Genomic DNA, 26,275 nt, shown 5'->3' on the forward strand with positions numbered 1-26,275 from the left:
TGTGACACCCCTCTTTTTCGTGGTATATGGAACAATTCACTTGAGAAATCATTCAAAATCAAGCATTATAGATAAGTATTTTATTTTAATCTTTAATGGAGGAACAACATGTCATCAAATATCAATTCAAAAGCGATCCTCATTACTTTTATGATAGGTGCTTTTTTTGCTATATTAAATGAAACGTTGTTAAATATCGCCCTAACCGAATTAATGGCCGTATTTAACGTCGATGCTCCCACGGTTCAGTGGTTAGCAACAGGATTCATGCTCGTGATGGGTGTGCTGATGCCAATCTCCGCCCTTCTTATCCAATGGTTCACGACTCGTCAAATGTTTATTGGTGTAATGAGTGTGTTTCTTCTAGGCACGGTGATTGCTGCATGTGCCCTGAATTTCCCTATGTTACTTGCTGGCCGGATGATCCAGGCCGTTGGTACCGGTTTACTCATTCCTGTCATCATGAATGCCTTATTACTTATTTACAGGCCTGAAGTCCGTGGTAAAATCATGGGTACGTTTGGACTGGTGATTATGTTTGCACCAGCGATCGGACCGACTCTTTCTGGCGTGATTGTCGACTTGTTAGGGTGGAGATGGTTATTCATAACGGTCATTCCCTTCGCCGTATTCTCTATTCTATTCGCTCTAAAATATTTACAAAATGTCGGCGAAATCACTCGACCAAGTGTGGATATCTTGTCCATTATCCTTTCTTCGATTGGTATTGGAGGAATTGTTTACGGATTTAGTTCGGCGGGAGAAGAATCTGCAGGGTTTACGTCTCTGAAAATCATTGTGATTATTTCAATTGCGATAATAAGCTTGATTCTATTCGTCTTACGGCAGTTAAAGCTTGATGAACCACTTCTCGATGTTCGTGTTTTCCGTTATAAAAGCTATGCGAGAGGAGTATCGATTTTCGTCATCGTCATCATGGCTATGTTTGCATCGGAAATCGTCATGCCTATGTATTTACAAGGACCTCTCGGATACTCTGCAAAAGCAGCCGGATTATTATTACTTCCCGGGGCACTTTTAAATGGGCTAATGTCTCCAACGATGGGATCGCTTTTTGATAAGTACGGCCCAAGAAAACTGATCATTCCAGGAACCTTAACATTAGTCGGGGTAATGATATTCTTTAGCACAATTAACCCATCTACACCGATCTGGTTATTCGTTCTTTTCTATATGGTTTTGATGCTTTCCATTTCAGCCATCATGATGCCTGCACAAACGAATGGTTTAAATGAACTACCGAAACATTTATATCCACATGGTACCGCCATTGCAAACACCCTGCAGCCAGTCGCTGGAGCTTTAGGTGTTTCAATCTTTGTCAGCATCATGACTCAAAGTCAGGCCGGGTATATTGAAGGGCAATCGGGTGAGTTAACAGAAGGACTCTTAAACAAGGCCATGACCTACGGTGTACATCATGCTTATTGGTTTGCTCTTGCCTTAGCTGCTGTCGCTTTCTTTATTTCGTTATTTATCCGGAAAGCTGTTGCTCCTGATTTTGATGGAGAAGGAGAAAAGACTGGAAGTGAAAGTTAAAGTACGTTAACAAAACACCATATTACCTGAAAAGCTCAGATTCCTGAGCTTTTTTTGAAAAAGTGCTATTACTGTACGTTAATCTCTCTAAAAGAGTAAAATGATGGTGAAACCACCCATGAGGAGGAACTTATTTGGATAAAGAGATTACCATGATTGAGGACATCCGTTCTGACCTATTGAATAGTGTGAGCGATTTAACGAATGATGAATTGAACAAAAGAATTGAAGAAGGCCGATGGACAATCATGCAAGTGCTTGATCACCTGTATCTAATGGAGAAATCGTTGACGAAAGCGATTCAAACAACTTTAGCTAGAGGTGAAGAGCAGGAAGTATCGTCGAAGCCGATTCACTATACGGTAAATCGGTCGACGAAAGTAGATGCACCTCCATTTGTCGTTCCTACTGAAGAAAACCTTACACTTCAAGAAATGAAGGACAAACTTGAAGAATCACGAAAAGACCTTCTAACATTTCTGGATACAACACATAAAGAAGCTCTACAAAAAAAAGCATATCCCCATCCCGTTTTCGGACTTATCCGTTTAGATGAATGGGTACCGTTTATTGGATATCATGAGAAGAGGCATTTAGAGCAGATTGAAGAACTAAAGGGAAAATTATAAATCTATTCGAAAAAGGATCTTTTCCCTTATGGAAAAGATCCTTTTTCATCACTCTTCTCCCTTTAACTTTTTGACTATACCCTCTATCACTGGATTACTCCGATGTTCGATCTTATATGCAGCATAAATCGTATTGTTTACGGAAAGATGAGGGAACATTACCTTTGACCTCTTTGCCTCCAGACTATCTTTTAATAAATACGTTGGAAGAATACTTACTCCCATACCGTTTTCAATCGCTTCTAGAATCGTCCGAAGATCCGGTACAATGTGAATCGGTGGCACTTCAGGTCTCTTGCCGAAATGTTCTCTCCAGTATCTTCTAACAATCGGGAGCTCGACTCCATAGCTTAACCACTTCTGTTCCATTAACCACACTTCAATATCTGAAATTTCAACGGCACTTGAAGAATAGCTAGCCGGTGTGACAACAACAAATTCTTCTTCTACTATCTTGACATACTCAATCGAAGACGTGTTCAGCTTTTGAGTTGTTATGGTAAAGTCGAGTTCATCTTTCTCCAACTTTTCCAATAATAAACCGGCGGTACTAAATTGAACGATAAAACGTATGTCGATATCCTTCAACTGAGGGATGACTGCTTTCGTGAAGTATTCAGCAGGGGAACCAAACCGAACGATGGGCGCAAGGGACGTTTTAGAAGAAGCGTGTCTGATCTCAAGGGTCGCGCTTTCTAGGTTTTCAATGAGAGGCACAATTTTCGTATATAATTCTTTCCCCTTAAGCGTGGGAATCATTTTACGTGGTGCACGGATAAACAGTGGTTCGCCCACTTCAGACTCTAATGCCGATAGATGCTGGCTCATCGCTGGCTGAGTCAAAATACGCGCTTTCGCTGCAGCGGATACGGAACGATGCTTATAAATACTAATAAAACTGCGATACCATTCAAAATCAATCATAGTGATCACTCCCTTCGATAAAATTTTTATATCCTCAGCTAATTCTTTTTTTAGTATATCTATAACAGAATTTATTTGAAAGCACCGTCCACAAAAGGACGGTGCTCATCTTATATATCTACTTTCTGCAGCCGATATACTTCTCTTTTCTCAACCAGTGTTTCTGTGTTTTGTCGATAACGATTGTAATGCTCAGATTCAATATGAGATGCCAGAGCTTCTTCACTCTCCCATGTTTCATAAAAAACAAAGGTCGCGTTATTTGCTAATGATTGATGAAGCGAATATTCGATGCATCCATCTTCCCGGCGAGAAGGTGTTATCACTTGGATTAATTCTTGATATAGTTGCTGTTCCCTACCAGGCTTTGCAGTCAGGATTGCGGTAATCGTAATTGATGACATTTTAGCCCTCCTGCCAATCATTATTCTACCAACATATTATTGTAAAAGTAATGAACCTATACCTGTTAGCTTAATCTCTTTACAACTTCTTTTGCTACACTCACAGTTGATTGTGGATTTTGACCTGTGATAATGTTTCCGGCCACTTGGATATGATCGGTCCAATTTGCTGTAGCAACAAATTCTGCTCCAAGCTCGCGCAATCGTGTTTCTAAAAGGAAAGGCATAAAGCGATCTAGTGTCGTTTCCTTCTCTTCTTCATCTGTAAAAGCTGTAACTGCTTTCCCTGCTACTAATGGGGTTCCATCTGATAATTTCACTCCGACTAGTCCAGCGGGTCCGTGACATACAGCCGCTACCACTTTATCCCCTTCGTATAATTCTCGAATGATATCTTGAAGTTTTGAATTATCCGGCAGATCAAACATCGTCCCGTGCCCACCTGGTAAGAAAATAGCATCAAATTGAGAATGATCTATGATATCTTCAAGTTTCAACGTGTTTTCCAGATACTTCGCTGTGTCTAATATGTCTTGAGGGGTATCCCCCTCTAAGCTGCGGGCATCAACCGGTGCTTTTCCACCCAGTGGACTTGCTACTGTAACGGAATACCCTAAACGAGCAAATTCAACATATGCTTCACCAAATTCCGATAACCAAAGTCCTGTTTTATGATCCTCATTCATCTTGTCAGCCGTTGTAACGACCATTAATATATTTTTACTCATTATTTATCCCTCCAAATTTATATTTGTTTACCTTACGAAGTTAATTGTAATGGGGGATGATACATAATACAAATTAGTTAATTTGGTTATTAGTATAAATATATTTATAGCTTTAGTCGAAAAGTTTTTATACTTGTGGGTTCTTACCAGTGACGTTGACTCTACTTCAAATTCAGACTATATAAAAAAGCCCATCCTTTTAAATAAGGATGGGCTTCTTTGCCTACACATTCAAATCCCGCTTATCATAAAACACAAACGTAGATACTGCCAGCACGCCTATCAAAACAACTGATATTCCTACGAATCCCGATTCCAAACCACCATCCATCACATTCTTCGCTTCAAAGTATTTGAATGGTGTGAGATATTTCAAGCCTTCGAGTTTTCCGCTCAAGTCTATGGCAAAGGAAAGGATGAAGGTGGCTAATAAAACACCTGTTGCTAATGTAGCGGCTTTTCCAGGCATTTTGGTCAAAGCTGCAATCGCTGTTCCGATTACTAAAAATAGTACTTGTAATATAAACATTCCTACCATGGTCATTCCAATATCGCTGATGATGTGCTCTCCATCACTATAGCTTCCTACTATGAATAAAGAAGCTGACCATGTGATGATCAACAGAATCCCGACTTGCGTGAGAGCTGCCAACAATTTAATCACTATGATTTTCTTCCTGGGCAGGGGTTTAACAAACAAAAACTCTACGGTTTTATCCCTTTCTTCCTTTGAGATGATTGTTGCACCAATCATTGCAGCATGAATGGTAGAGAGCAACACTATATACAGAAAGAGCACTCCATAAAATCCACTGGCCGTCGACATATCGAGACTACCTACGCCTAGAAATGCTTGGAGTGATTTAGGCATTTGGGCCATTAGCTCATTCATGGATTGACCTGAAGAAGAGAATCCTGCAAACTTCCCCATCCCCGAACCGATCAACGCTACCATCCCTATGCACCAAATGATGAGGGATTTGCGGTGAGCCTTCATTTCTCTAATATATACGTTCATCTTGTTCCCCTCCCCTTATACCGTATGGATATCTTTTTTGTTGTAAATAACGAAGCTTCCGATCAGTGAAAGGACAATCAAGAAGATCCCTAAGATCAGGAATGACCATTCATATCCCTCTTGGTTCAAGATATAGCTATAGTCAAAGTATTTAAATGGAGAAAAATAACGAGTTGTCTCCTCAGCAGCTGCAACCATACCAATTAGAAAAAAGGCAAACACGACGCCAAGCGATAAGCTGATTACCGATTTCACCTTTGGAAATACTACGGCAATGATGATTCCGATGGCAAACATAATCAATTGGGTGAATAGTAGAGTTAGAGAAATCAGCAAGAATACATACAGACTGAAATTCTCCACTTTTACCACGTTCGCCACAATGACTGCTGCAACCACATACACGATATTTGTAAAAAGCAGCGATGTTAAAGCTGCGAGTATTTTAGACGCAAGGATCTTCGTCCGGGTAACTGGTTTGGTCAATAGAAAGTCGGCTGTCTTTTCACGAATTTCCTTAGAACTAATTGAGATTCCAAGATTCATGGCTTGAATCGCACCGCATAGTGTGATGTACAAAAAGATATACGAATAATAACCATTTAGAGAACCGATACTGTCGACCTGAATACCTAACGCTTTTCTCACTCCTTCTGGGAATCCTTCCAGGAGTTTCTTAAATTCATCAATTTCTTTAGATATAGAAGGAAACATCGACATAAACAGGATCACTAACACAACGAGTGAAACGGTCCAAATAAACGTTGACTTACGATAAGCCTTCAGTTCATACAGAAAGATATTCATAGAGTATCAAGCCTCCTTTTCGTAATAGTGCATGAAGATTTCTTCTAAATCCGGCTCCTCTATCCATAGATTGGCAATTTGGATAGAGGAAATCTTCTTCATCACCGAGTTGATATCCCCCCTGAACAGGAAGCTGACATGATTTTGATTCACTTCAAGATTGCTCACGCCTTCAAGCTCGAAGTATGATTGATCTACATCACTTATTAATTCAAGTTTGAATTTTTTATGGTTGTTTTCTTTTAACGTACTGATCTTTTCGACTTGAACGATTTTTCCTTCTTTAATGATCGCTACTCGATCGCATAGTCGCTGAACTTCACTTAATATATGAGAAGAAAATAGAATGGTGACTCCCTTCTTATTTTCAGCTTGAAGCAGTTCGAAGAATTTTTGCTGCATTAATGGATCCAGTCCTGATGTTGGCTCATCGAGGATAATGAGTTTAGGTTCATGAAGCAACCCTTGAATGATTCCCACTTTCTTTTTGTTTCCAAGTGAGAGATCATCAATCTTCTTCGTTAAATCTAAGTTCAGCACTTCGGCCAATTCTTTAATCCTCTTCGTGCAGTCTTTCTTGTAGAAACTGGCAGAATACTTGAGGAGGTCCATCACCTTCATATTGTCGTAATAGAATACTTCAGATGGTAGATATCCAACTTCCTTCGCAATCTCTGGAGCGAACTCAACACAATCTTTTCCAAATATTTTCGCACTGCCGCTCGTCGGATGAATCAGCGAAAGGAGGGTTCGAATCGTCGTAGATTTCCCTGCCCCGTTAGGACCGATAAAGCCAAAGATTTCCCCTTCTTTTACTTGGAAACTGATATCCGTAATCCCTCTCGACTTTCCATACGTTTTCGTTAATTCATTAATTTCAATCACATTCATGAATCTCATCCTCACTTTCCAACTGTCTATTTGTAAAATGATGCCTTCAATAATTCGATGTAGGAATCAACTTCAGCCAGCACTTCTTCTTGTTTAATTTCTTCTACGGATAGTGTCTTAGCTTTTTGCTGTTGTTGATTGGCAATTCCTTCAAACGTCCAATAAATAATTTGAATCGCTTTTTTCACATCGACGCCTTCTTTGAATTTAGTTGTATCTATGTTCGAAAATAATTTTGCAAAGCTGTTCTCCACCATTTTGGCTTTAATCTGTTCGATATCATCTTTTACTTCCGGTGCTTCTTCGATAAATGCACTAGTAAGAAAATTTATCAGATGTGGGTAAACGGCAAAAAGCTCAAACTTTATCAACGTTACTGCGCGAATCGTAACGAAAATATCGCGCTCGTTCCAGTCAATACGCTCATAAATCTTCTCAGTGAATAAGTCAGCTAGATGTTCATACAGTGAAACATACAAATCCTTTTTGCTATTAAAATAATGAAATAAAATTCCCTTTGATATCTTTGCTTCCTTGACGATCTCGTTTGTTGAGGCATTTTGGTAACCATTCTTCGCAAAAACTTGAGTTGCTGCATTAATGATCCTTTCTTCTTTCTCAGGATCTAAGTTCAATGTTTTAAACAATACTTTCTCATCCTCCTATAAAGGGACAGGCGTTTGACCATATTGGTCAATTTCATTATAGTCATTTTTGACCAATTTGGTCAATGTTATTTTTGTATAATAGTAGCATTTTCAAAAAAGGTCATTTGAAGAATTAGAGAAGCTATTCCTTATTAGTCTCCTCAAATAAAAAAAAAGCTCATGATTTAAGAGCTTTTTGTAATCGTTACGTGCTAATTCTTGATGATTCTCAACTATTTGAGAAAACTTACATTAATCTCGTAATAAACATGGTAGCAATCCCAAAATAGATCATAAGAGACAAGATATCGTTGATTGTTGTAATTAAAGGACCGGAAGCTACAGCAGGGTCAACATTAAACTTGTATAGAATCAGTGGAATAATTGTACCTGCCAACGTTCCAATAACTAGTGTGATGAGTAAGGAGCTCCCTACTACTGCACCCAATATGACATTTCCTTGCCAAACAAATGCAATGATGGATATCATCACCGCGCATGTCACTCCAATGATGATGCCAACCGATAGCTCACGGATGATCAGCTTCAGCACTTGCCCGAAATCTAAGTCATTTGAAACCAGGCCCCTTACGACTACAGCAAGTGATTGAGTTCCGGTATTGCCCGTCATACCAGCAATCATGGGCATAAAGAAAGCGAGTGCCACGACTTGCTCTAGTGTTGCGGAAAACATATTTATAATGCTTCCTGAAACGAGTCCAATGAATAATAACAGAATCAACCAGGGTAATCGACGATAGGCAGCTACTAATGGTTTGGTATTGAAGTCAATTGATTTTCCTGAAGCTGATAACTTTTCTATGTCTTCATTTGCTTCTTGAATGACCACATCGATAATATCGTCAACGGTAATGACACCAGCCAATTTCCCATCTTCCTCAATGACCGGGATCGTAATGAAATCATATCGACTAATCATTTTTGCTACTTCTTCCTGGTCAGTATAGACATCTACTTTTACCACTCTGCTGTACATAATCGTTTCAATTTTATCCTGCAGTTCCCCTAGTAACAAATCTTTGTAAGAAATAACGCCGATTAGTTTTTTTTCTTCATCGATCACATACAGGTAGTTAAGGTATTCAGCCAATTCGGCGAAATCCTTCAGTTTATCAACCGCCTCACGGACTGTATAGTCCTTCGGAATCCATACATAGCGGTTGTTCATTATTCTACCAGCCGTTTCTGGGGGGTAATTCATTAAATTCATAACGACTTGAGATTCCTCTTGATTCATCTCTGACAAGAGTTCTTCAATCTTCTCAGGTTCAAGGTCTGTTAATAAAGTAGCCAGATTATCGTTTTCCATTAAGTCCAGGACTTTGGTTGATTTTTCAATCCCCAGCTTTTGTAACACCACTAATTGATTTTCTTTATCGATTTCCTGAATGAATTCAGTTAATTGCTCTAATGTTAAAAATAATAGGAATTTGTTTTGGTGTTTAGAAGGTACATTTGAGTATTGCTGAGCTATGTCATAAGGCTGCAATTCTTCTATTATTTCGAGAAACGCATTTTTTTTACCGTCTTTGAGGCTTTGGATAATGGCAAGTGTGATTTCATTTTCAGTCATCGACAACGTCATATGTTTACTCCTTGCTATAGAGTTTATTGCTGCTCACCTTAACACCTTTTCATGTTTTTGATTTGGATTAACTTACATTGACCTATTGCAATGAACGACTCCATTGTTTGTATGCTCTTTTCACTACCAAAATTAGAAATAATAATAATGGAATATATACCTGAAATGGCATATGTACATATAACGGAACAACTTTCAGTCCTATTTGTAGATGCTGTGTAAACCCTTCAGCCATAAAAACCGAGCTTGAAAGAAGGGCTGTACCGGTTAGCAATAAAAAGAATTTTTGCTTCTTGATTCGAAACAATCTCTCAAACCCGTACATTCCTGCAAAAAAGAAAAGGGTGATTTTAAAATAGACACCTATAATGAAAATCCCCAGGGCGATAGGATCTAAACGTTGGATTATTTGGGCAATATTCACTTTTTCTATTGCTTCCATAAGGGGGAATTCTGTGTTTTTTCCTATAGTTGGCCCGAGTACACCTAAGATGACACTCATGGTTACGATGAGTACTGTACCACTAAATATTACTGCAAAAAGCCCTGTCTTCAATACCTTTTCCTTTCGATTTAAGAATGGGAAAATCATTGTAAACACGATTATTTCGCCGAAAGGGAATGTTAAGGTTAAGGGAAATGCTGTTTTTAAAACGGGAATCCATCCTTGCTCAAGTACAGGCTGAAGATGCTCCAATTGCGGGAGGCGATCGATAAATACGAATATAAAAAACAATGAAGCGAGGATCGTTAAGATAATGAAAAATATATTGCCTGTTCTCGCAATAACCTCGATTCCTAAGTAGTAAGCGTATACCACCAAAAGTACCATGAGTAAATTGATCACCATTAATGGTGTTTGACTAAGTGTGGTTGTGATGAGGAGGTCTCCGAAATCCCGCAATACCCTTCCCGCAATGTAGAAAAAATAAAGAATATACATAAAAGCAATAACTTTTCCAGGGTATTTCCCTACTATCTTTTCCACATATTCGGTTAGTGGAAGATTGGGATACTGTTTAAAAAGGTATTCATACAAAAGGAAAAGAATGATTCCCCCTATCATCGCCAATAGAATCACCAACCATGCATCCTGATTTGCATCAAATCCTAGTCCGACGATGATTGAACTTCCCAATTCAAACAAGAAAATCAATACGAATAACTGGATTGAATTTATTTTATATGTTGTGATATGACATCCCTCCCTTACACCCACACAGTAAAAAGATTACAACTACTCAATAACTAAACGTTTCTTTTGCCTTGTTCAATGATGTGTATTACTCTTCTCTTAGTTATAACCTATCTTTTCATGTTTTTTTCTTAAGAATGCAACAATCAATAGAAGCAAAGGTAATAATACGCTAAATGTACTGTCATAAAATGGCCAGTATTTTGAAATCGTATCATTAAAATAGGCTGCATTTGGAGAAATGACGATTGAAAGTACAGTGATAATCATACCCATAGGATAGAGGAGTACCTTGTATTCCTTTATTCTTACAATTTGGGCTAATGCTACGTTCAAAATATAAAAATAGAACGTAATCTTATAATAAGTGGTTAAAATCCACATGACGGCTAATATCACTTCTATCCTTTCCAAAAAATCACCAATCCTGATTATTTTGGCTAAAGCAAATGTAGGATAAAAAGACCTTTGTGTAAGATCGTATCCCAGAATTAGAATCGTAAAAGCAATGATAATGACTAATACAAGCCCCCCACATAAAGAACCTATGAGAAAGCTTTTTCTGATCTTTTTTTGATGATTTACATAGGGTAATACCATTAAAAACACTACTAACTCCATAAAAGGGAAGGCCACCACTGTAAAGGCACCGTTAATGACGGGTTTTATCCCGCCCTCAAGAATAGGCTGCACATTCTTCAAATCAATTAATGGAACAAGTGCTATAACAAATACTATAAATAGGAGCGTAAAGAAAAAGAAAAAAATTTCTCCTGATCTCGCAATCACTTCGATACCCAGTCGTGCCCCCATGACGATAATGACTACAAATAACAGGTTAACCATTAACACAGGTGTATTAGTCATGATATGTGTTGTTGTAAAATCCCCGATTTCTCTTACATGTGCTGCAACAGAAAGGAGCGGGTAAAAAATAAATAGAATCGAAACAACAATTCCAGGCCACTTTCCAAGGATTTTTTCGTTATATTCCACTAATGTTAAATGAGGATATAGTTTCCCTACCGTACCCAATAAATAGACGACAAGTAAACCAATTAGTAATCCGAGAATCGCTGATATCCAGGCGTCTTGTTTAGCTAATGCAGCTGGTATTGCAGGTAATACCAGAATAGAATCTCCAATGGTAATGAGTGTTACAAGTATAGTAAACTGAGGAAGATCTATTTTTTTGTTATCCAAAAGAATTTACACCTCATTTACTATGAATTTAACATCGACGTGAGCAAATCACTGAAAGGTTTATATACAATGCTGAGTACGTCCAAGGGATTTGGGATACTGATATTTAAACCTCTTGCTATGCTTAATCCAACTCCTATAACGAGTAGAACAGAAAATACCCATAGCTCTCTTTTAGCTTTATTTTTTAAAAGGGAAGGTACTTCAGCCATAATAATGAGGATAGCTACAATAACAATTCCCAGCGTTGACCACATTATGGTCACTCCTTCATTTCAGGTAAAAATGAGTTTCCTATCTTACCTAAACGGCGAATTTTTATATCAGCTTTCACATTCACTTCAAGGTCTGTGAAGTGTTTTTCATTCCAATCCTTTTTAAGCTTTTTCCATAATTCAGGGTCAGAACGATGAATGATATCCCCGAATCCGAAAATATCCACTCCGAAATCTTCCTGAACCGTTTTGATTGTTCCTTTAGTAAGTTTTATAAAACTTTCCTCTGCTAGCTTCTCTAACTCATAAATAGTTTTAGGTTTTGTTAAATCAATTGCACATTTCACTTCCCCTATATTTCCTTCTGCCTCGATCGAAACATCAATCTTGGGTATTCCATTTTCTACGTCTCCTTTCACTTTCGTTTTTGAATGTATAACTTCGAAATTCAATTCCCCTTCACTCGGACACTGGACATTAGCCACCGTGTTTTTTACATTATCCGTTATGATGTTATACCCTCTGCTCTGTTCCTCGTTTAACCATCCCAACATTCGATCTCTCTTGAATACCGCTATTCCGGAATATTTTAAATAGGCTGCAGGATTAATTTGTTCAATGTTCTGAACATTATCTCCAATAGAAGGATCACCAATAATTTCAATACCTGTCAGTATAGGACTCTTTCCTTCTGTCACCAAGCTCCGGATAAGTTCATGTAAGGTAACGGAAGTTGTTGGTGCCCATGTCTTCTCTGAAGTTTCCAGAGAAGACAGCATATTATTTGAGGGTATTTTCTCAATTGTAGTTAACATAGATAATATATTCTCAGCAGTCGTTTCCTTGGCAATGACGATATAGAAATCCGTCCGATATTCATGGTCCCTTGCATAAAAATCCAACACTTTCCCTATTCCTTCTTTGGCCAGTTCTTCCCCGATGACAAGGATTCGGAGATGAGAATGATAAATCTTTCTCGGACTGACGGTCGTTATTTCCCGCATTGCTTCAAATACGGTTTCTTCTGTCCCTGTAAAGAGGGTTACGGGTATTCCAGAAGTCGCACCTGCTTTTAAAGCAACTTCACTTGGAATAACAATTTGTGTAGATACTTTGTATTTATCATCCTCTTTATCGATTCCTTGTCCTACACTTATGGCCAGTTCATTTAACTCAACCCGGTTCCAACAACCTGTAGTAAAAAGAATCAAAAGACAAATGCAAAGGAGAGTTATTGTTTTCCCAATCATCTAACAACCTCCATCTATCTTTTATTGATTATCTGGCGGGGTTGGAGCCGGACTATCTTCGCGATTCACATTTTGCTGATTCATTAAATGTGGACGTGAAACCAATCCCCAGTGCGGGAATCTGAATAGGGAATCCTTTTGATCTTCAACATTGAACGGCCCAAAAGGACTCATATAAGGAACGCCGAACGAACGTAAACTGCATAAATGGAGTATCATTGCTATAAATGCAGCGGTAATCCCGAAAATACCAAATGACGCAGCCAGCCCCATAAATATAAAACGAATCATCCTGATGGAGATACCCATATTGTTAGATGGTACAACGAAACTCGCGATTGCTGTAATAGATACTACAATGACCATTGCAGCGGACACGATTCCCGCTTCTACCGCTGCTGTTCCAATGACCAATGTGCCAACAATCGAGACGGCTTGCCCGATGGCTCTCGGCATTCTTATACCGCCTTCCCGTAATATTTCAAACGTCACTTCCATCATTAGTGCTTCCACAAAAGCAGGAAATGGAACACCTTCACGCTGAGATGCGAGACTAATAAGGAGTGGGGTGGGTATCATTTCATGATGATACGTAGTAACAGCAATAAAAATTGAAGGAGCTAATAAAGCAATAAAAAAGCTAATTAAACGAAGAAAACGTATGAGGGTACTAAAATCCCACCTTTGATAATAGTCTTCAGCAGCTTGGAAAAACTGTGTGAATAATGAAGGCACCACTAAAACAAAGGGAGTACCATTTACCAAGATGGCTACACGTCCTTCTAATAGGCAAGCGGCAACTACGTCTGGGCGTTCTGTGTTATATATTGTAGGGAATGGAGAGAATGTCTTATCTTCAATCAATTCTTCAATATAGCCGCTTTCTAAAATCCCATCGATCTCTATTCGATCAAGACGTTCTCTTACCTCTTCCAGCACTTTGTCATTGACGATCCCTTTAATGTACATAACAGATACCTGCGTTTTTGTGACTTTACCAATCCTTTTAGACTCTACCCAAAGATTATAATCATTGATTTTTCGTCTTATCAAAGCTGTATTTGTCCGTAAAGACTCCGTGAACGCTTCCCTCGGACCTCTAACAACAGTTTCCTGAGTGGCTTCTGATACCTCCCTGTCCTTTCCTCCACTTAAATCAATCGTGACTCCTCTCTTAAATCCATTCATTAATACGATGACGTGCCCAGAAAAGAGTGAAGAATATAATGTCTCAAAGTCATTTAAATCTTGAATATTTCCAACAGCAACAACAGAATCTCTCAAACGATCCACCAAATCCATCTCAGAATGATCATTTATTTCATAATCAAAATCGATCATAAGAGATTCTAAGATAAAATCATTGATTGATTTTGTGTCAACAATTCCATCTGTATAAATGATTCCTGCATCCATACATCTTTCTTTTCCTATTTTAATTTTCCTTATGACTACATCATCACTATTTCCAATTGCTTTTGAGATGGAATGTAGATTTTCTTCTAGGTTTGCATGTAATTGATTCACTTTTGAGGAATCCTCGTTTATTGTGGAGGTCGAATCTATCTTTTCTTCCTTATTAGTTTTTGAACTGCGTCGCATGAATTACACCTGACTTTATGTACAAATTTTCAACATGTTTCGGCAAGAAAAATCTTACATCATTTCTCTTAATAAATCACAAGCACTTTGAAAAAAACAACCATATCTTCATCGCATGAAACTTTCTATTCTTTCCCATTTATCATGCTTATTTATTTCTTATTTATTCGTATGCTCGTACCCTCATTGTAAAATTCAGCATGAGTATAAATATAAAAGGTGGGGCTTCATTATAGAAGCCCCACCTTTATCATCCAACGTTTTAAACTGATAATATTCCTCTAAGCTCATCTTCCGTGATGGAAGAAACGATTTTTTCATCAGGATCGATCACCTCTTGAATGAGGTGTCTCTTTTTTTCTTGCAGCTCATTCATTTTTTCTTCAATGGTGCCGCGGGCGATGAGCTTGATGACTTGCACCTCATTTTTTTGACCCATGCGGTGGGCTCTATCGGCTGCTTGCTCTTCGACAGCAGGATTCCACCATGTATCATAGAGGATGACGGTATCGGCACTTGTTAAGTTAAGTCCCGTACCTCCCGCTTTCAACGAAATAAGGAACAGGTCGCGCTCGCCTTCATTAAATCTGTTGCACATGCCTACCCGCTCTTCAGAAGGAGTTGATCCATTAAGGTAAAAGAAGGTCTGTCCCTTCTCCGAAAGCTCTCTACCGATGAACTCAAGCATTTTAGTAAACTGTGAAAAAATCAATACCCTTCTGCCTGAAAGCCTTGATTCTTCCAAAATCTCCATGAGCTGAATAAATTTAGCCGATGTTCCCTCGTAGCCCTCGACAAATAAACCTGGATGACAGCATATTTGTCGAAGCCGCGTAATACCAGCCAGAATTTTGATTCTGTTTTTCCTCAAAGTATTTTTATCCAAATGCTTAAGTGTATCGTGACGCAGCTTGGCTAAATAAGCAGCGTACAATTCCTTTTGAGGAGGCAGCAGTTCCGCCGATTCCATGATCTCCTGTTTTTCCGGAAGTTCTGACAAGACATCTTCCTTCATCCTGCGCAGGACAAACGGGCGTGTTCTTTTGGCGATATCTTTTTTTGTAAGACGACTATAATCCTTAAGTCCTCGAAATAATCCCGGAAATACTACGTGAAAGATTGACCACAACTCTTCGAGTGAATTCTCAACAGGGGTGCCGGTTAATGCAAAACGGTGATTGGCTATAATCTTCTTTACACTTCTTGCAGTTTGCGTTATTGGATTTTTGAACGCCTGAGCCTCATCATAAAACACCGTGTGAAATTTCTGTTGCTCGTACCACTTGATGTCACTTCGAAGTAACGGATAGGAAGTGATGATCACATCGACATCCTTTAACCCTTTCTGCTTCTTCCTTCGTTCTGATTGATTTCCATCCAGAATCACTGCTTGTATTTCAGGAGCAAACTTCATAAATTCACTTTGCCAGTTATACGTGAGGGACGAAGGACAAACAATCAGAACCGGAAGTTTCAGCGTCCTAATCTCTTCTAACTCCGAAACGATATAAGAAATGCTTTGAATGGTTTTCCCTAACCCCATATCGTCGGCTAATATCCCCCCCAAACCATAAAAGGCCAGCGTTTTCATCCATAGATAGCCGGTTTTTTGATAATCCCTCAAAAGTGTGTTCAAGTTTGGTGGAACGGAAAACTCCATACTGCCGGGGTTCATGATATGTTGTAGGAACTCTTTATATGATTCCCCTAATTTGAACGTGTGGCTCACATCAACTGAATCCATTAGTTGAAGACTTTGATGCAATGGCAGCTCAAGTCCCTTGATTAAATCATTTTTTTCCGCTTGTGACGTATGAAGAAATCGCTGGATGTCTTGAAACTCATTGGATTCCAGTGACAGAAGAGACCCGTTTCTCATCCGGTAATATTTACGTTTTTCTTCTAATGCCTCAAGGATCTCCATGATCTGTCGGTCAGGAATCCCATCCATTTCAAACTTGAATTCCAGCCAGTTCATTCGTTCTTTCTTCACCTTGACCTGGATTTTCGGACCTTTATTTCCTTTAAAGACACGGTTTCTCACTGCTGTAGTTGCATAGATTTGGACAAGCTTCTGAACCTTCGCCACACCATAGGTTAAAAACTCATATTCTAAATCTTCATTGTGTAAAAAGTAACCGCCTTCTGTTTTTCCAAAAGAGAACTCTTCCATTAATTCAAGGATGGCATCTTCTTTTTCAACATCCCTGATTAACACAGAACTTGAAGGGGGTTCCCTATTTTCCAACGGGTAAATCACTACATTTTCGTAATGAAATTCAAGTCCGGCGAGCAAGCGATTCTTCACCCGGTCAAGATACAGCTTTGCAACAAGCGGTGCACTTTCCAACTTTCTGGAAATGTCGTCCGAGATTGTTACCTCTCCCAATTTCTTTAATCCAATCGCTACTTTCTCTAGAAAGACGCCTATTTGGGTTTGAGGAATGGGAATCGAGTCTGTTCCTGATTCGGTGAGAAGTCGCTTTAATTCGGATAGACGCTTGCAATCCCTGGTGTCCAGTTGGGTCAATGTTCCTTTATGAAGAACGACTTGATATTCATCCAGGACGACCATATTGTTTAACCCGGTTATGTGTAATCGATAGCTTCCATTCTCAATTTGACCAAATTGGAACTTTAATGGAAGCGGGGTCTTCAATAGTTTGATCCCCTCAACTGTGTCCTGGCTTTGCTCTACTTTGACCCCTGGCGCCTTTATAAGTAATGGTAAAAGCCGCTCCCATGATGATGGTGGTATAAGTAATTGTTCACTATTGTTCATTTCAGACGAAGAGTATATTGTTTCTTCCTGGGACACTTTTATAAGCTGTTGAATCACATCATCGGTTTCGATTGCAAAGCAATGAAGTTGTTGATTGAAAATAAATGATTCTGAAAGATGAAAGGGAACTCCTTCTTTAATGCTCTGAAGAAACCCTCTAACCTGTTGAACCATGATAGAGTGTATCGTTAATTCAATCCCGATCATAGCTCCACCTGTTATTAAGGGTACAGGCTTAATCATTATTTCACATTGCAAAACTTGTCTGTTTTCAAAATGCCTCTGGTGACCAGTGGATCGTATGGGTTCATCGTGAAACAAGGTGAAAAATTCTTCTGTTACTGCCCGTTCTTGGCTATTTCCATTACGTTGCTTATATTGAATGGCGAGTAGGACAGCTGCGATATGTTGACAATCTTTATCGAAAGATGCCAGTTTGGGGCAGCTGCACTTTGCTTGGATTTCTCCATTAGCTCTCCCTGTAACGGTTACGTGGAAATCTTCCTCTCCCATAACGGTCGCTCCACAATAATTTGAACTGAACTCGACTATCTTGACTTTATTAGAACGGTAATAGCCCACTCCCCTTTTGAAAGAAACGGTACCGCATCGTTCTTTTATGAGTTTTTGTTGTATGACCTTCAATTGTCTGGTTCCTTCCTGGAAATGTTTATATGTATGTTCCCTGATTGGATTTCTTCAATATTCTTATGATAACAACAATAGGCAAATTTAGAAACAGTACATCATCGATTGCTATTTTAATAGAAACGTATATTCCCGAGGTGATCTACATAGACTATAAGGGAAGCGATCCGACAGAAAAAAAAACCGAACTATGAGGCCAGTCATAGTCCGGAAAAACTTATAAGGAGCCCTCTACTTTTCAATATGATTCAACAACGAAATGATGAAACTTCCTGCTTGAAATATGAGCATGAAAATAAAGTAGTTCTCCACCGTCCTCACCCCCTTCTAGAGGAACGCTCGAGTAAAATATTTGTCCCCTGTTGATATGTATGTAGGATAGACTCAATTCATGCGTTTTTTTGTTGTGAATTGTGTGTACGGTCAGAAGGAGGAACTCCCGGATTATCTTTTTACGGATAATCCGGGAGTTTTTTCATTAGTTAGGAGGTTTTTGATGAATTTTTATTGGATGAGTCGTAATCTTGTTGAAATCGACTCTTTTGATGAAGTTTTGTTAGCTGGATTAGCGAATGAGAAAATTTTATCAGCGAAATTTTCATTTTATCAGCGAAATCCAAAATATATCAGCGGAATCTTCATTTTATCAGCGAAACCCAATTTTATACCTAAACCACACCCAAAATACCGTCTTTTTAATGAAAGTTATGCTTACATAATATTTTCTATTGCATATGGAGACTTTTTTATGTAAATTAGTCAAGTATGTTTAATAGGAGGTATCATCATGAATCAAATACAAAATACTCAGCGAGTTCAAATAGCATCAGCCGATCCATCTGCTATTGGACTTTTTGGACTAGCTATGGTTACTCTTGTCGCTTCTTCAGCGAAACTTGGATGGACGGATGGAGTTTCATTTGTATTACCATGGGCAATTTTCCTTGGTGGAATTGCACAGCTGATTGCATGCTTTGGAGATGCAAAACATAATAATACATTCGGATTCACTGCATTTGGAGCATTCGGCTTATTTTGGCTTGGAGTAGGAACATCCTGGTTAATTTCATTCGGTGTGTTTGGAGATGCAGCGGCTGCTGCAGTCGACCCACGCCAACTGGGGATTGCATATATCGGCTATCTGATTTTCAGTATTTTCATGACCGTTGGCGCCATGGAAACACATAAGGTCTTGTTCATTATTTTTGTCCTGATTGATTTCCTATTTATCGGGCTTTCGCTGTCTACACTTGGAATTGCACCTGAAGCCATGCATAAATTAGCGGCCATTTCTGAGTTGTTCATTGCATTATTCAGCTTTTACGGCTCTGCTGCAAGTGTGTTGAACACCCACTTTGGGAGAGAAACACTTCCAGTAGGAAAGCCATTCGGGATATTTAAGTAACTGGAAAAAGAGATAGATGAAATGCTCATCTATCTCTTTTTCCATTATTTTTTCAATACGGGAATCAGGATGCCGAAATGAGGCTCCTCTAAATCCCGGTCACTGGGGGTATCTTTCATGCTTGATGGGAAGATCATCGAAATATTCAACATTCGGTTCTCTATAAGGTTGGTATTCGCTCTCTTTGAACCATCGATAAATACGATGATACGTATGGCCCATATCTTCGCTTTTTTATGGTGGGTCCTTTCCCTCCTCAAACCCACTCCACAAAAAAACACCCATCCAGGCGGTCACTTCATCTGGCTAACCCTCTCTCAAAAGCTGCTAAATGATTCTGTGAAGCATCTCTCAATTGTGTAAAAACAAACCTTACATCTTGAGGAAGATTGTAAGTCAGGAATTTATTATACATAGCTATATTATCAATTTCACCCTGTACTCCTGCTGCGTATGCACTCTTAATCGAATCTGGAGTTAAAGTATAAGCTTGAGAATGATCTTCAGGCAATGACACACCATAGCGCTGGAATAGGGTTTGCAAAGCTGTAATATGTCGCAGCTCGGCTTCCTTTATTCTTAAGAAGGTTCGAACATTACCGAAATTCTGTATGATTCGATCGTATCTAGCCTGAGCGAGATATTCGTCCTGCAAGGCATAAACGAGCATTTGAGGAACAGTGAGTGAAGTTGCCTCAAGTGCTCCTTTTGCGCCGTAATTCATCTGCCTCTCCTGTCTCCAGCTTCCTTGGTTCTTGATAAAGTAAAACAAAAACCAAACGGCATGATTCTGTTCATCGGCAGCAGCACGACGGAATGTTTCCTTAATATAGGTATCTTTGGCTCCATCGGCAATCTCTAGATAGAAATCAACCGTTTCTTGCTCGTCTTTTATGGCAAACTCAAGACCTATTTTGTATGAATCAGGACAACCTTCTTGCAATTGAGGAGTGGGCGGGACTCCTGTTATATTCGTATAGATATCACTGAAAGCTTTGAAATGGCGCATTTCATCATTTCGGATTTCTCGAATGCGATTTTTCTCTTCTTCGGTTGGCGCCAATTTAGCAAGTTTTTTATAACAAGCGATCGCACTATATTCTCCGTTAATTGCCTTTTGTATATCTTTTATCAGTGAATGATTCTCCTGAACCCGCGAGTAACCATCTAAATAAAAAGGTTTGAATTGACGATAAAATTGATAAGGATTCATATAGAAAGACACCTCTCTTTTCGGTCTGTCATTAAGTATCTTATGACTTCAGCCTAAATCGGGTGTCTGGATATTTTCACTTTACCTCTTCTTATGTACTACTTCATACGCCTCCAGAAGATCTTTCACCAAAATATTATTGATCCTCATTCCCTCCATCTCACAATCTATTAACCTAACATCATTCAGATTGCAACTTTTAAAATGGCTTCCTTTAAGATCACAGCGCTCAAAACGTACAGGTTCACCTTCTTCTCCAAGAGTCGTGTCATGAACATACACGCCCCCTAAAGACACATGGGCGAATTCACTATGTGAAAAATTCAAATCAGGAATCAGGGATTTTTTAAAATTAATATTTTGAAAGCGGGTTTCACTGAGATTGCAATTGCTAAATTGAGCTCCCTTTAGGTTACTGTTGCTGAATGTTAAGTGACTGCCGTTGATTCCATAGAAATCCGTCTCCGTCATATTGCTCTGTTCTACTTGCAGCCGAGAAAGGTTCCCTTGTCTCAATGTATCACCTTGAATGAGAATCTCCCTCGTATCAACTTCTACTGTAGCATCGACTTGGATACATTTCTCATAACAGAATTCATCTTCTGATTCAAAGATTTTCTTGTACCCCATCTTCTGATAAAAGGCATGATTATTCAGCTGCCGGCTGGATGTCTCAAGTTCCCACGATATCACCTGTGGAAACTCCTCTTCTATTAATCTTATCGTAGAAGAACCAATTCCTTTCCCCTGGAAATCCGGATCGACAAAAATCCGATCGACTCTCGCACGGTGCTTTCCTGCCAATGTGACAATCACGCCTCCAACAAGCTCTTCTTGATATAGGATTTTGAAATAATCCAATTCACAGATCATATACTTTCCCATCTCTATGGAGTCGTAGCCAGGTGGCTGAATATTGTAATCGACGATATTCTCTGCATATGAAAGCCATCTTTCCTTTTCAGCATTGAACACTTTTCTCTTTATATCTGTAAGGATTTCTGCATCTTCTATTCGTGCTTTTTCTATAGTGATTGTACTCATTTTGTTTCTCCTCTTTATCTCAAATTAATTGGTCATTAGGTAACAGATCTGCATTGTTTTTCAAATAACGGATTGCCCCCTTCATTTCTTCTCTTCGAATTTCAATATATGGAAAATTATAACTTAAATATTGCGATTCATGAAGAGGAGAACGGACAATTATCTCAACTACCTATTGTTAAGGTACGCAATTTAGAATCTGCGTTGAAGTATATTGGCTTTCATTTAACCGAAACCCCGACTCATTGATTTGAAAGTAGATCTTCGCAAACTCTCTTTATTACCATATCAATAAAAGAAGTTTAAGCCCTGCGTTAGAAAACGAGGGCTTCATTTTTATTTTTGACAACATTCTTTTTTCACATTTTCATCTTTTACTTCAACCAACTTCACTTTGCAGCAATCCATCTTTTCTTTCTGACCCATCAAACTCTTTAACCATTTCATATTGACCACCTCCTTATATAAAGTAAAATAAGAATCCCGACATAGTAGACATCATGAGGACAGAGCCAATAAATGCAAAGACAAGCTTTTTCTTAAAAATGCTATGGAGTAAAGTTACCTCAGGAAGGCTAGCTCCAGCTGATGCAATCATTAGGGCCATTACTGGTCCCAGTGCCATTCCTTTAGCAACGAGAATTTGCGAAATGGGAATCATTGTAGAAAGTCGGATGTATAACGGAATTCCAATAATCGCAGCTATTGGCACAAGCCACCAATTCTCTCCTCCTAAATAGGTTGTAATCCATTCTGTTGGAACAGAACCGTGAATAACCGAACCGATCCCTGCCCCGATAATAAGAAATGGATAGACATTTCTCATAAGTGTGAGTGTTTCTCTTATTGCTTTCTTAATGTCGATACCACTCTCAGGGGCTGAGAAATTTTCTACCATGACATTTTTTAGTTGTCTTTCAAATCCAAATGCACTCAGCGCAAATCCGATGATAATAGAAAAAGAAGTGGTTAAAATCGTATAGGCAATGGCTACTTTCCAACCCAGTAGGTAGGTCATCAAGGTCAATATCGTTAAATCCAGAACAGGTGAGGCAAAAAGAAAAATCATCACAATGGGAAATCGGACTTTGTTTCGCAATAGATTTGCGACAATAGGGATTGTTGAACAGGAGCAAAATGGTGTGACGAACGCAAAACCAACAGCAATCAGAGCACTCAACAGAGGATGGCTTCTATCCATCAATACCTCCATCCTTTTATAGGGAACAAATCCTTGCAGTAGATGAATAACAAAGGAAATTCCGACAAACAGCACAGTTAGTTCAAGGGCAATACTGATGAAATCTTTTAATATAGTCATTTTGACTACCTCCATTTTGTTTAATCAATTTTTTTTGATTAAATATCGAATATTATTTATCAACTTTTTTTGATTAATAAATCGAATTAAAACAATCTCTTTCTCAAAACATCTGCCTTACCCTAAATCAATTTTTCTTGATTAATTAATCATAAAGAGATTGAGCATCTTATTCCTTCCTAAACAAACAGCAAAGTTGTTCTGATAACAAGTGATTCAATTCAGTGTGATTTAATGTATAGTAACTCCACGTGCCACGCGTTTCTTTCAAGATCAACTCAGCTTCCATTAAAACCTTCAGATGGTAGGAAAGTTTAGATTGGGGTAAGTCTAATTTATCCGATAAGTCACATACGCACACTTCTCCCATTTCAGTAATTTGGTGCAGGATAAATAACCTTTTTTGATCTGCAAGTGCCTTGAATTTTTTTTCGTATTTACTGAAGGTTGAATCCAGTGATATATTTTTTAATGGACTTTGTTTATTCATGCTATCTGCTCCTTTTAAATCAAATTTATTTGATATATCCTCACTATATGCAAGAACTTCCATTAAGTCAACTAATAAATCAAATATATTTGATTTATTAAAAAATTTGAAAGTCATCTATTCTTGCTGATTAGACGACTTTCATACGGAGTTACATTATTCTCAGCTTTTTATACTTCCTCTTCCCTACCTGCACAATCATCCCTTCTTCAATCTCTACTTCTAAATGCATATCCAGTACCTTTTCTGAATTGATTCTGATTCCTCCATTTTGAATCATCCGCCGCGCTTCACTCTTTGAAGCTTGCATATTCAGCTCAACAAGTAAGTCGATAATGGACACTCTACTTTCACCTGTCCACTTTATCTCTGGAATATCATCAGGCAGTGCTCCTTTTTGAAATATTTCCTTAAAATTGTTTTCAGCTTGCCCGGCTGCTTCTTCGCCGTGGTACATGGACACGATGGTTTTTCCTAAACGTATTTTGGCATCTCTGGGGTGGAGTGTCCCTTCGAATAATTCCTTCTTTATTTTCGATTTCTCATCTAAAGATAAGTCCGTGATCAGGTTGAAGTATTTCATGATCAATTCATCGGGAATCGACATCGTCTTCCCAAACATTTGGTTAGGATCTTCATCAATTCCAATGTAATTATGTTTTGATTTTGACATTTTATCTACCCCGTCAAGGCCTTCAAGTAAAGGAAGTAATATCACCACTTGTTTCTCCTGGTTGTAATGCTCCTGAAGATGTCTTCCCATCAACACATTAAACTGCTGGTCAGTTCCGCCGATCTCCACATCACTTTCTAATGCCACGGAATCGTATCCTTGCATTAACGGGTAGAAAAACTCATGAAGCGAAACTGGCTTCCCTGTTGACAACCGATTAGAAAAATCGTTTCTTTCAATTAATCGAGCAACCGTGATTTTCGATGATAAATGAATCACATCTTCAAGATTCAACGATGACAGCCATTCGGAATTGTAATGTAGCTCTACCTTCTCTTTGTCGAGGACTTTACCAAATTGCTCAAAGTAAGTTTGGGCATTTCTCTTCACCTCTTCATCAGTCAGCTGCTTCCTTGCAACAGACTTGCCAGTTGGATCACCGATTTTACCGGTGAAATCCCCGATAATAAGCTGAATGATATGACCGTTTTCTTGGAACTGCCTTAATTTGTTCAGAACAACCGTATGACCCAGGTGAACATCGGGAGCGGTTGGGTCTAGGCCAAGCTTGATTTTCAATGGTACTCCTGTTGCAATTGACTTGACTAGTTTTTGCCTTAATTCTGCTTCTGGAATGATTTCATGCACTCCATTTTTGTAGACGGTTAACTGCCTTCCTACTTCTGCCTGTTGTTCTTGTGAAAGTGAGTCCCATTTGTGTTGCATGATCATTCCTCCTTGAGTTTGAATGAATTAATGTGAGTTTGGTCGAGTTCGCTGATATATCCTGGATTTCGCTGATAAAACGAAAATTCCGCTGATATATTCTGATTACAGACGACTAATTTGTGACTTCGCCGTTATATTTCCGATTTCGCCGTTAAAACGAGAATTTCTACGTTATTTTTCACATGTGGCCATTATCCACTCTCCTCAACTAAAAATCACACCAAAAAACCACGCCCCTAAAAAAAGGGACGTGGTTAACGCGGTACCACCCTAATTGAAGATTTCTCTTCCACTTCATACGGATAACGGACCGGCCGTTCTCTGCTACTAATGGTTCACAGAGAATGTTTAAGGAGGTAATTCGCGCTTATCTTTGTACTGATTCCCACCAGCCATCAGCTCTCTTCACCAGGGAGATAAGTCACTACTCGTTCCTATCATGACATGTAAGATTATGAATTTTCATTTATTTTACAGAATAATGCCATAAAATACAATAATTATTTTTTATCCCTTCACAATACCCATTACAAACCCGTCGTAGCCTTTAGATCCGACGGTTTGAACAACCGTTGAATCAATACGGGGCTCTTTAGACAACATATCAACAAAGTGGCGAACACCTTGAACACTTTCATCTTCACTGTTTTCATCGATTACTCTTCCATCTCGTACCACATTATCTGTAATGATCACAGCTCCAGGTTGAGAAAGCTCGAGTGCCCATTTTAAATAATTTGCATTGTTTTGTTTGTCTGCATCAATAAAAATGAAATCAAATTCACCTCCAATAGTCGGCAACGTATCCAAGGCAGCACCTACCTTAATTTCCACCTTTCGATCCATTCCAGCGTTTTGTATGTTTTTTGCAGCGACTTTTGCATGTTTTTCACTATATTCCAAGGTTACAAGATGGCCGTCCTCTGGCAGTGCACGGGCAAGCCAGACCGTACTATAGCCACCAAGGGTCCCGATTTCCAATATTCGTTTCGCTCCTTTAAGCTGTGCAAGCAATGAGAGAAACTTCCCTTGATTCGGAGAAACACTGATTGCAGGCAGTTCTGCTTCACTATTTGCTTTCAATACCGTGTCCATAAGTGGATCTGATACTTGAAGTTTACTCGTAAAATATTGATCTACTTCTGTCCATGCATTTGTTGATGCCAACATCATCACTCCTTAGTATGTATCATTCATAAATAATAATAGCATAATTTACCATATAAATATTTATATCACGTAACTTTTTATCTCTCAAAACAAAGTTTACCTTAATGAAATCATCCTATTC

The 26,275-nt window shown here is 38.8% G+C and carries 25 protein-coding genes and 1 other annotated feature; of the genes, 4 read left to right on the forward strand and 21 right to left on the reverse strand.

Annotation, left to right across the window (positions count from 1 at the left end; all coding sequences use genetic code 11):
• Nucleotides 1-108 precede the first annotated feature (108 nt).
• Both ACFQWC_RS06430 and ACFQWC_RS06435 read left to right on the forward strand, forming a co-directional pair.
• Entirely contained in the window at nucleotides 109-1,560 is a 1,452-nt protein-coding gene (locus ACFQWC_RS06430; protein WP_377106584.1) for an MDR family MFS transporter, read from the forward strand.
• Nucleotides 1,561-1,694: 134 nt separating this feature from the next.
• Nucleotides 1,695-2,189 carry a DinB family protein gene (locus tag ACFQWC_RS06435; RefSeq protein ID WP_299741244.1) on the forward strand — a complete coding sequence of 165 codons (495 nt, stop codon included), beginning with the start codon at nucleotides 1,695-1,697 and terminating at the stop codon, nucleotides 2,187-2,189.
• A gap of 48 nt (nucleotides 2,190-2,237) precedes the next feature.
• Here ACFQWC_RS06435 and ACFQWC_RS06440 read toward each other — a convergent pair whose 3' ends face one another.
• The 14 genes from ACFQWC_RS06440 to ACFQWC_RS06505 form a co-directional block, all read right to left on the reverse strand.
• The gene (locus ACFQWC_RS06440; RefSeq protein WP_299741243.1) at nucleotides 2,238-3,113 is read right to left on the reverse strand and encodes a LysR family transcriptional regulator; all 876 of its coding nucleotides are present in this window, start codon (nucleotides 3,111-3,113) and stop codon (nucleotides 2,238-2,240) included.
• 110 nt (nucleotides 3,114-3,223) lie between these two features.
• On the reverse strand, nucleotides 3,224-3,517 hold the full coding sequence (locus tag ACFQWC_RS06445) for a putative quinol monooxygenase (protein WP_377106587.1): 294 nt from the start codon (nucleotides 3,515-3,517) through the stop codon (nucleotides 3,224-3,226).
• A gap of 65 nt (nucleotides 3,518-3,582) precedes the next feature.
• Complete coding sequence (locus ACFQWC_RS06450) at nucleotides 3,583-4,245, reverse strand: type 1 glutamine amidotransferase domain-containing protein (protein WP_299741241.1); 663 nt, start codon at nucleotides 4,243-4,245, stop codon at nucleotides 3,583-3,585.
• 223 nt (nucleotides 4,246-4,468) lie between these two features.
• Complete coding sequence (locus ACFQWC_RS06455) at nucleotides 4,469-5,263, reverse strand: ABC transporter permease subunit (RefSeq protein ID WP_341357927.1); 795 nt, start codon at nucleotides 5,261-5,263, stop codon at nucleotides 4,469-4,471.
• Nucleotides 5,264-5,278: 15 nt separating this feature from the next.
• Nucleotides 5,279-6,070, reverse strand: coding sequence for an ABC transporter permease subunit (locus tag ACFQWC_RS06460; protein WP_299741239.1), 792 nt, complete (start codon nucleotides 6,068-6,070; stop codon nucleotides 5,279-5,281).
• Nucleotides 6,071-6,076: 6 nt separating this feature from the next.
• The gene (locus ACFQWC_RS06465; RefSeq protein WP_377106590.1) at nucleotides 6,077-6,961 is read right to left on the reverse strand and encodes an ABC transporter ATP-binding protein; all 885 of its coding nucleotides are present in this window, start codon (nucleotides 6,959-6,961) and stop codon (nucleotides 6,077-6,079) included.
• Between the two features lie 26 nt (nucleotides 6,962-6,987).
• A complete protein-coding gene (locus ACFQWC_RS06470; RefSeq protein WP_299741237.1) occupies nucleotides 6,988-7,608 on the reverse strand; it encodes a TetR/AcrR family transcriptional regulator in 621 nt (206 codons plus the stop codon).
• 247 nt (nucleotides 7,609-7,855) lie between these two features.
• Nucleotides 7,856-9,214: a magnesium transporter gene (mgtE, locus tag ACFQWC_RS06475; RefSeq protein WP_299741236.1), complete on the reverse strand. Its 1,359-nt coding sequence runs from the start codon at nucleotides 9,212-9,214 to the stop codon at nucleotides 7,856-7,858.
• Nucleotides 9,215-9,296: 82 nt separating this feature from the next.
• Nucleotides 9,297-10,433, reverse strand: a complete 1,137-nt coding sequence (locus ACFQWC_RS06480) for a GerAB/ArcD/ProY family transporter (RefSeq protein WP_377106592.1) — start codon at nucleotides 10,431-10,433, stop codon at nucleotides 9,297-9,299.
• A gap of 75 nt (nucleotides 10,434-10,508) precedes the next feature.
• Nucleotides 10,509-11,612: a GerAB/ArcD/ProY family transporter gene (locus tag ACFQWC_RS06485; RefSeq protein WP_377106594.1), complete on the reverse strand. Its 1,104-nt coding sequence runs from the start codon at nucleotides 11,610-11,612 to the stop codon at nucleotides 10,509-10,511.
• Between the two features lie 20 nt (nucleotides 11,613-11,632).
• Nucleotides 11,633-11,869: a hypothetical protein gene (locus ACFQWC_RS06490; protein WP_377106596.1), complete on the reverse strand. Its 237-nt coding sequence runs from the start codon at nucleotides 11,867-11,869 to the stop codon at nucleotides 11,633-11,635.
• 5 nt (nucleotides 11,870-11,874) lie between these two features.
• Nucleotides 11,875-13,077, reverse strand: coding sequence for a Ger(x)C family spore germination protein (locus ACFQWC_RS06495; RefSeq protein WP_377106598.1), 1,203 nt, complete (start codon nucleotides 13,075-13,077; stop codon nucleotides 11,875-11,877).
• Nucleotides 13,078-13,098: 21 nt separating this feature from the next.
• Complete coding sequence (locus tag ACFQWC_RS06500; RefSeq protein ID WP_299741231.1) at nucleotides 13,099-14,679, reverse strand: spore germination protein; 1,581 nt, start codon at nucleotides 14,677-14,679, stop codon at nucleotides 13,099-13,101.
• Nucleotides 14,680-14,941: 262 nt separating this feature from the next.
• Complete coding sequence (locus ACFQWC_RS06505) at nucleotides 14,942-18,106, reverse strand: SNF2 helicase associated domain-containing protein (RefSeq protein WP_377106600.1); 3,165 nt, start codon at nucleotides 18,104-18,106, stop codon at nucleotides 14,942-14,944.
• A 499-nt stretch (nucleotides 18,107-18,605) separates the two neighbouring features.
• On the opposite strand from ACFQWC_RS06505, the gene ACFQWC_RS06510 reads away from it, so the two are divergent.
• Nucleotides 18,606-18,863 carry a hypothetical protein gene (locus ACFQWC_RS06510; RefSeq protein ID WP_377106602.1) on the forward strand — a complete coding sequence of 86 codons (258 nt, stop codon included), beginning with the start codon at nucleotides 18,606-18,608 and terminating at the stop codon, nucleotides 18,861-18,863.
• A gap of 33 nt (nucleotides 18,864-18,896) precedes the next feature.
• Nucleotides 18,897-19,514: an acetate uptake transporter gene (locus ACFQWC_RS06515; RefSeq protein ID WP_299741228.1), complete on the forward strand. Its 618-nt coding sequence runs from the start codon at nucleotides 18,897-18,899 to the stop codon at nucleotides 19,512-19,514.
• 44 nt (nucleotides 19,515-19,558) lie between these two features.
• Here ACFQWC_RS06515 and ACFQWC_RS06520 read toward each other — a convergent pair whose 3' ends face one another.
• The 7 genes from ACFQWC_RS06520 to ACFQWC_RS06550 form a co-directional block, all read right to left on the reverse strand.
• On the reverse strand, nucleotides 19,559-19,774 hold the full coding sequence (locus ACFQWC_RS06520; protein WP_299741227.1) for a hypothetical protein: 216 nt from the start codon (nucleotides 19,772-19,774) through the stop codon (nucleotides 19,559-19,561).
• 38 nt (nucleotides 19,775-19,812) lie between these two features.
• The gene (locus ACFQWC_RS06525) at nucleotides 19,813-20,727 is read right to left on the reverse strand and encodes a ferritin family protein (RefSeq protein WP_377106604.1); all 915 of its coding nucleotides are present in this window, start codon (nucleotides 20,725-20,727) and stop codon (nucleotides 19,813-19,815) included.
• Between the two features lie 81 nt (nucleotides 20,728-20,808).
• Nucleotides 20,809-21,771, reverse strand: a complete 963-nt coding sequence (locus tag ACFQWC_RS06530) for a GNAT family N-acetyltransferase (protein WP_377106606.1) — start codon at nucleotides 21,769-21,771, stop codon at nucleotides 20,809-20,811.
• A gap of 460 nt (nucleotides 21,772-22,231) precedes the next feature.
• A complete protein-coding gene (locus ACFQWC_RS06535) occupies nucleotides 22,232-23,092 on the reverse strand; it encodes a permease (protein ID WP_299741224.1) in 861 nt (286 codons plus the stop codon).
• 169 nt (nucleotides 23,093-23,261) lie between these two features.
• On the reverse strand, nucleotides 23,262-23,582 hold the full coding sequence (locus ACFQWC_RS06540) for an ArsR/SmtB family transcription factor (RefSeq protein WP_299741223.1): 321 nt from the start codon (nucleotides 23,580-23,582) through the stop codon (nucleotides 23,262-23,264).
• A gap of 151 nt (nucleotides 23,583-23,733) precedes the next feature.
• The gene (tyrS, locus tag ACFQWC_RS06545) at nucleotides 23,734-24,981 is read right to left on the reverse strand and encodes a tyrosine--tRNA ligase (protein WP_377106609.1); all 1,248 of its coding nucleotides are present in this window, start codon (nucleotides 24,979-24,981) and stop codon (nucleotides 23,734-23,736) included.
• 244 nt (nucleotides 24,982-25,225) lie between these two features.
• Nucleotides 25,226-25,434: a binding site (T-box leader), on the reverse strand.
• 57 nt (nucleotides 25,435-25,491) lie between these two features.
• The gene (locus ACFQWC_RS06550; RefSeq protein WP_377106611.1) at nucleotides 25,492-26,157 is read right to left on the reverse strand and encodes an O-methyltransferase; all 666 of its coding nucleotides are present in this window, start codon (nucleotides 26,155-26,157) and stop codon (nucleotides 25,492-25,494) included.
• Nucleotides 26,158-26,275: the final 118 nt, after the last annotated feature.

It is taken from the genome of Rossellomorea sp. GCM10028870, assembly GCF_042666755.1.
GTDB lineage: Bacteria > Bacillota > Bacilli > Bacillales > Bacillaceae_B > Rossellomorea.

Bases quoted from the DNA above. Each gene is read 5' to 3' on its own strand.
- ACFQWC_RS06430 (WP_377106584.1), top strand. From the start codon at position 109: ATGTCATCAAATATCAATTCAAAAGCGATCCTCATTACTTTTATGATA.
- ACFQWC_RS06440 (WP_299741243.1), bottom strand. From the start codon at position 3,113: ATGATTGATTTTGAATGGTATCGCAGTTTTATTAGTATTTATAAGCAT.
- ACFQWC_RS06445 (WP_377106587.1), bottom strand. From the start codon at position 3,517: ATGTCATCAATTACGATTACCGCAATCCTGACTGCAAAGCCTGGTAGG.
- ACFQWC_RS06450 (WP_299741241.1), bottom strand. From the start codon at position 4,245: ATGAGTAAAAATATATTAATGGTCGTTACAACGGCTGACAAGATGAAT.
- ACFQWC_RS06455 (WP_341357927.1), bottom strand. From the start codon at position 5,263: ATGAACGTATATATTAGAGAAATGAAGGCTCACCGCAAATCCCTCATC.
- ACFQWC_RS06460 (WP_299741239.1), bottom strand. From the start codon at position 6,070: ATGAATATCTTTCTGTATGAACTGAAGGCTTATCGTAAGTCAACGTTT.
- ACFQWC_RS06465 (WP_377106590.1), bottom strand. From the start codon at position 6,961: ATGAATGTGATTGAAATTAATGAATTAACGAAAACGTATGGAAAGTCG.
- mgtE (WP_299741236.1), bottom strand. From the start codon at position 9,214: ATGACGTTGTCGATGACTGAAAATGAAATCACACTTGCCATTATCCAA.
- ACFQWC_RS06490 (WP_377106596.1), bottom strand. From the start codon at position 11,869: ATGTGGTCAACGCTGGGAATTGTTATTGTAGCTATCCTCATTATTATG.
- ACFQWC_RS06495 (WP_377106598.1), bottom strand. From the start codon at position 13,077: ATGATTGGGAAAACAATAACTCTCCTTTGCATTTGTCTTTTGATTCTT.
- ACFQWC_RS06500 (WP_299741231.1), bottom strand. From the start codon at position 14,679: ATGCGACGCAGTTCAAAAACTAATAAGGAAGAAAAGATAGATTCGACC.
- ACFQWC_RS06510 (WP_377106602.1), top strand. From the start codon at position 18,606: ATGAATTTTTATTGGATGAGTCGTAATCTTGTTGAAATCGACTCTTTT.
- ACFQWC_RS06515 (WP_299741228.1), top strand. From the start codon at position 18,897: ATGAATCAAATACAAAATACTCAGCGAGTTCAAATAGCATCAGCCGAT.
- ACFQWC_RS06525 (WP_377106604.1), bottom strand. From the start codon at position 20,727: ATGAATCCTTATCAATTTTATCGTCAATTCAAACCTTTTTATTTAGAT.
- ACFQWC_RS06530 (WP_377106606.1), bottom strand. From the start codon at position 21,771: ATGAGTACAATCACTATAGAAAAAGCACGAATAGAAGATGCAGAAATC.
- ACFQWC_RS06535 (WP_299741224.1), bottom strand. From the start codon at position 23,092: ATGACTATATTAAAAGATTTCATCAGTATTGCCCTTGAACTAACTGTG.
- ACFQWC_RS06540 (WP_299741223.1), bottom strand. From the start codon at position 23,582: ATGAATAAACAAAGTCCATTAAAAAATATATCACTGGATTCAACCTTC.
- tyrS (WP_377106609.1), bottom strand. From the start codon at position 24,981: ATGCAACACAAATGGGACTCACTTTCACAAGAACAACAGGCAGAAGTA.
- ACFQWC_RS06550 (WP_377106611.1), bottom strand. From the start codon at position 26,157: ATGATGTTGGCATCAACAAATGCATGGACAGAAGTAGATCAATATTTT.